The following is a 4,402-nucleotide window of genomic DNA, read 5'->3' as shown; positions in this document are numbered from 1 at the left end:
TACTTATTTTTACGCATCCCTCTTTTTACTACTTTATCCTCTTTTTTGCAATATGGACACAACATCCCAATCCCTCGACCTATGAATAACACCCAGATAATTTAAACGTTACGGAATTTCAAGAATATCTGGTAGCAGGCTTATCTGTTTTTTCCATATGATTCCCCAGTTTTTATTCCGGTTGCTATTAAATGGGCTATTCGTATCGGCTCGGGTATTGCTCCTCTCACTATACTCAATCTTACCACTTCCCTAACTTCTCCAGGCTGGATGCCAGAATACTTCACGTAAAGAGGATAATTCAGTTCCAATTTTTTTATTTCCCCTTTGTTTAATATTTTCCACCTTTCCTCCCAATCGTCAAAATGTTTTTTTAATGCTTCTTTTATTTTTTCCTCGTCCGGCTCATTTCTGGTTACGGTCATGATTGGCACTCCGGTACCCTCATTTATTTTCTCGATATCAACAACATTGAATCCTCCGAGGGCACCTCCGTCTACCATTACCACCTTAAGTTGTTTGCTGTGCCTTGTATTGTTGATCAATTTTGTTAAGGAGGGGGTGGAATTCATTCCGTCGACTTCTATGGTTGTACGCAAAACCCCCTCTATATAATGGTTACCTCTCATCACGACCCCTATGACATCTACCACTTCATCATCAAATGAGAAGGGCATGTCGTCTATTCCAAGAATACGTATTTCTTTTTTCATTTCAATGGAAGTTGTCCTGTAATTTTATTTATTATACTTTCGTCCGCCGGCCCTATGGCAAGCGTTGTGATCGTTCCGGGCTCCAGTTCCGTCATTCCTGCATCATGTATGAGGGCTGTGCACAGGCCCATCGAATTCGCCTTTTTTTTCAATGCCTTGATTTCGTCAATATCTGCCTTCAAAACGATTTTTTTCTGGCCTTCGTCCACCCACTCTTTTAACAGCGACGGATTTTTTTTATAGAGCTTGAGGGTGCATTCAACTGCTGCATGGGCAACCTGGGCGGCGAGCTTCCCCGGCGACATGAGAATATCATTAGCAACTATCGCCATTTTATACATTATTTTTCCACTCCTCGGCCATTTCTTTTGCTTTTTCCCACTGCACCACACCCTTGACATGAATTTCCTTGCCTTTTGTTTCCACATGTTTCAGGGGGATGGCATAGTAATCTCCGTCCTTTTTTATTATTAGAAGATCCTTGTATACTGAGATGCTCTCTCCTATCCTGTTCCCGTCTTTATCCGCCACAAATCTCGAAAGCAGCGAAAATAAATCCTTTTTCTTAACGGCAGCAATTGCCAGCGGAATCAACCACCATTCGATCATCATTTTTCATCACTTCTGCGCTTTTACAACTTAACATATAAATAAGGATTGAATACTTAAACTTGATGCGATATGACGTAGCCATAATCGGCGGAGGCCCGGCAGGAAGCATGACGGCCCGTGCGCTGGCAAAGGAAGGCTATAGCGTTGCCGTTCTGGAAGAGCATGCTGAAATTGGTAAGCTTGTAAGCTGTGCGGGTCTTGTTACTGAGAGGGTGGTAAAAATGGCTGGCACAAGCGATGGCGTTGTTGTAAACAAAATAAAGGGAGCGGACGTTTATTCGCCGGGCAAAAAGGAAATAAGGATAGGCGGAAATAAAATTCACGCCTTGGTTATCGATAGGGAGAAATTCGATAAGGAAATGGCGGAGATGGCTATCGCCGAGGGGGCAGAATACAGGTGCAGATGGAAAGCCTCAGATGCATATATAAAAAATGGGGAAATCATTGTGAAGGGAAAAGAAGAGGTGAAATGCAAATATCTGGTAGGGGCGGACGGAGCGAGAAGTGATGTGGCAAAATGGTTTAATTTTCCGGAGCCAAAGGAATATATTTATGCCATGCAAGCCACTGTTCCATACAAAATGCAAAATGAATCTGTTAAAGTTTTTTTTGGGAATAATGTTGCCCCGGGATTTTTTGCATGGGTCATACCTGAAGAAAAAAAAGCGAGAATAGGTTTGGGCGTTAGGAAGGGATATAAATTAAAAAAATATTTCTTTAAATTTCTGGAAATGGTAGAGATAGGGAAAACCAGGGAGGGAGAGATAAACGCAGGCATTATTCCTGTGGGGTTGCGCAATACATTTTCCAGTGAAAATGTTTCTTTAGTCGGGGATGCCGCCGCACAGGTAAAGGCGACATCCGGCGGAGGGCTGTATCCGGGGCTTTTAGCAGCAAAGATTTTGGAAAAAGCGATACAGAAATTTTTGGAGGGTAATGGTACATATCAATACGAGAGGGAGTACATGAAAGACTTTGGAAAAGAATTGAAAAAAAGTATGGCAATGAGAAAATTTTTTTTGAGGGCAGACGATAAAAAGATAGATGCAATTTTTGATTCATTGAATGACGATGTTATTAGAACGATAAATGAATATGGCGATATTGATTACCCTTCCATAGCAGCAAAAGAATTGATAAAGAGGCATCCAAAGCTGTTAAAATTTTTGTTTTTACCTTTTTAAAGAAAGGTTTTTAAATATTGTGCCACCTCCTTCCTTCATTTATAAATGCTCGGAACATTTAGTATGTGATGACAGGACACATGTATTGATATAGCGCCCTGATGCGGGCACATATGGGCAGGGATACTACAGGATAGCATTCGAGAAGGAGGGACATTTTTTCCTCTCCCTCCTTCACCCCCCTTCCGCTTTTATTTTTTACATGTACGGCATATCAAAAAGAATATAAGTTGATAAGTATTATATTGTGGTGAGGGATTGAAATGAAAATAACACTTGATGAAGAGAGTATAAAAAATATAGTAGAATATGTGAAGTCACACCCTGATGAAATTCGGGAATTGATGGAAATATTGGGCAAGGAAGCAATAGCGGTTATGATGGAGAGGAAAATACTGGAACACGGGGCAAAGTTATACCGTGAAATCCAGAGGGAAATCAACTATACTTACAGGAAAACTGAATAAGATATGGATAGCTGTTTTTATTGGCTAACATTTATATTAGATTTATAATTACATTTAGAGGAAAAGTGAAGATATGATGGGAGTTTCTAGTGAGGGAAGGGGAGCGCAGTCTGGTTATTGCTATACATGTCCGAATATGAACACGCATTTTGGGAGTTGAGTTAATGGTAAGTTTGAGAGAAATTAAAGAAAAAGGATATTTTCCTCAAAAGGCCTATCTGAAGCTTATGATAAAAGGGATGTTTTCGCTGAGTAAAGTTCTTATTGCGAATTTAGGGGCTTTTAAAAAAATGAGGTACAGTGCCTCGGGAGAAAAATATATCAGGCCGCCGCGACGGTATGAAATTCTTGAATATAGGGAAGGAATAAAATGCTGTATTTCAGATGAAAAATATCTGAGGCCAACTCGTTACTGTAATCCTCATGCCCCGGAGGTGATAGCACTGGCAAACGAATTGGGGGCTTTTGAAAAATCCGACCGTGAGTTTGCAGAAGTTGCCTTTGATTTTGCCAAACGTAAACTAACCCTGGAAATATTGCCGATGGACGGAGTGGAAAACACACTCAGGCGGGGGACGGGTACGTGCATACACGAAATATCCGTATTTATTGCCTTGTGTAGGGCCGCTGGAATAAAGGCACGGTACAAGCTTTACGCCCCTTCTATGATTCAGTCATGGAATGATGCTCTTATGGTGGATGATCTACTGAAAAAATGGTATGAGACAATGGGATACTTCATGTTGCATGGGGAGGGGGAAGCTTACGTCGATGGCGAGTGGGTGGTTGTAGATGTTGGTTCTACTCCTGAAAGACAGGCGGCTGCGTCTATACCAATAACAAAGTTTGGTGAAGATTCCATAGGCGTATGGTTCTCTGCAATGCCAGATTCAGTAATGCATGTGGAATCATTTCCTTATGGAATGGATGTGCTTCTGAAATTGGCCAAAAAGGTGACCCCCAGAACATTAGATAAAGTCAATGCAAGCATCATTGGTCAGATAGAGAAAGGAAAAAATATAATAGAAGAGGCGGGCGGAGAATGGGTATACGATGAAAAGGCAAGGAGAAAAAAAGTGCAGAGAGCGCCAAAAGTTGAATTGGAACCCAAAAAGGAGATTGTTTTTGTGAGTGAAAACTGATATGCGGTTAAATGAAAAGTGCCGTAATTTGAATACAGTAGATGACCGGATTTTTGCCACCAATCCAATTGGCAAGCTGGAAATAAAGGAATGCAATACATTTGAATGAATCTCACTTGAGTGAAAATTACAGACAAACCAGATAAATTAGATTATCTACGAATGCTTTGAAAAACCCCCACCGTATTCATCATTTTTTCGTAGCGGCCTATAATACATCGGTTTACCGATAACTTTATATATATAAATATATATTAAGTTATTGAGATGATGCAAATGAGAAA

At 40.6% G+C, this 4,402-nt stretch carries 6 protein-coding genes; 3 read left to right on the top strand and 3 right to left on the bottom strand.

Annotated elements, in window-relative coordinates:
- Nucleotides 1-140 precede the first annotated feature (140 nt).
- The 3 genes from U9O96_07285 to U9O96_07275 are packed head-to-tail and all read right to left on the bottom strand — an operon-like array spanning nucleotide 141 to nucleotide 1,325.
- Nucleotides 141-713 (bottom strand): DUF99 family protein, encoded by a 573-nt coding sequence (locus tag U9O96_07285; protein ID MEA2054886.1) that lies wholly within the window; start codon nucleotides 711-713, stop codon nucleotides 141-143.
- A complete protein-coding gene (gene pth2 / locus U9O96_07280; protein ID MEA2054885.1) occupies nucleotides 710-1,054 on the bottom strand; it encodes a peptidyl-tRNA hydrolase Pth2 in 345 nt (114 codons plus the stop codon). Before pth2 ends, U9O96_07285 begins: the two co-directional genes overlap by 4 nt.
- Nucleotides 1,047-1,325, bottom strand: coding sequence for a DUF5749 family beta-barrel protein (locus U9O96_07275; GenBank protein MEA2054884.1), 279 nt, complete (start codon nucleotides 1,323-1,325; stop codon nucleotides 1,047-1,049). The genes pth2 and U9O96_07275 overlap by 8 nt, the downstream gene beginning before the upstream one ends.
- Before the next feature lie 62 nt (nucleotides 1,326-1,387).
- Here U9O96_07275 and U9O96_07270 point away from each other — a divergent pair, with 62 nt between their 5' ends.
- From U9O96_07270 to U9O96_07260, 3 genes are all read left to right on the top strand, one after another.
- Nucleotides 1,388-2,509, top strand: a complete 1,122-nt coding sequence (locus U9O96_07270) for an NAD(P)/FAD-dependent oxidoreductase (protein ID MEA2054883.1) — start codon at nucleotides 1,388-1,390, stop codon at nucleotides 2,507-2,509.
- 263 nt (nucleotides 2,510-2,772) lie between these two features.
- The gene (locus U9O96_07265; GenBank protein ID MEA2054882.1) at nucleotides 2,773-2,976 is read left to right on the top strand and encodes a hypothetical protein; all 204 of its coding nucleotides are present in this window, start codon (nucleotides 2,773-2,775) and stop codon (nucleotides 2,974-2,976) included.
- A gap of 227 nt (nucleotides 2,977-3,203) precedes the next feature.
- Nucleotides 3,204-4,118: a transglutaminase family protein gene (locus U9O96_07260; protein ID MEA2054881.1), complete on the top strand. Its 915-nt coding sequence runs from the start codon at nucleotides 3,204-3,206 to the stop codon at nucleotides 4,116-4,118.
- The last annotated feature ends 284 nt before the right edge of the window (nucleotides 4,119-4,402 follow it).

The sequence above is a fragment of the Candidatus Thermoplasmatota archaeon genome (assembly GCA_034660695.1).
In the GTDB taxonomy this organism is placed as follows: domain Archaea; phylum Thermoplasmatota; class E2; order UBA202; family DSCA01; genus JAYEJS01.
This window is presented reverse-complemented; position numbering and strand designations above follow the sequence as displayed.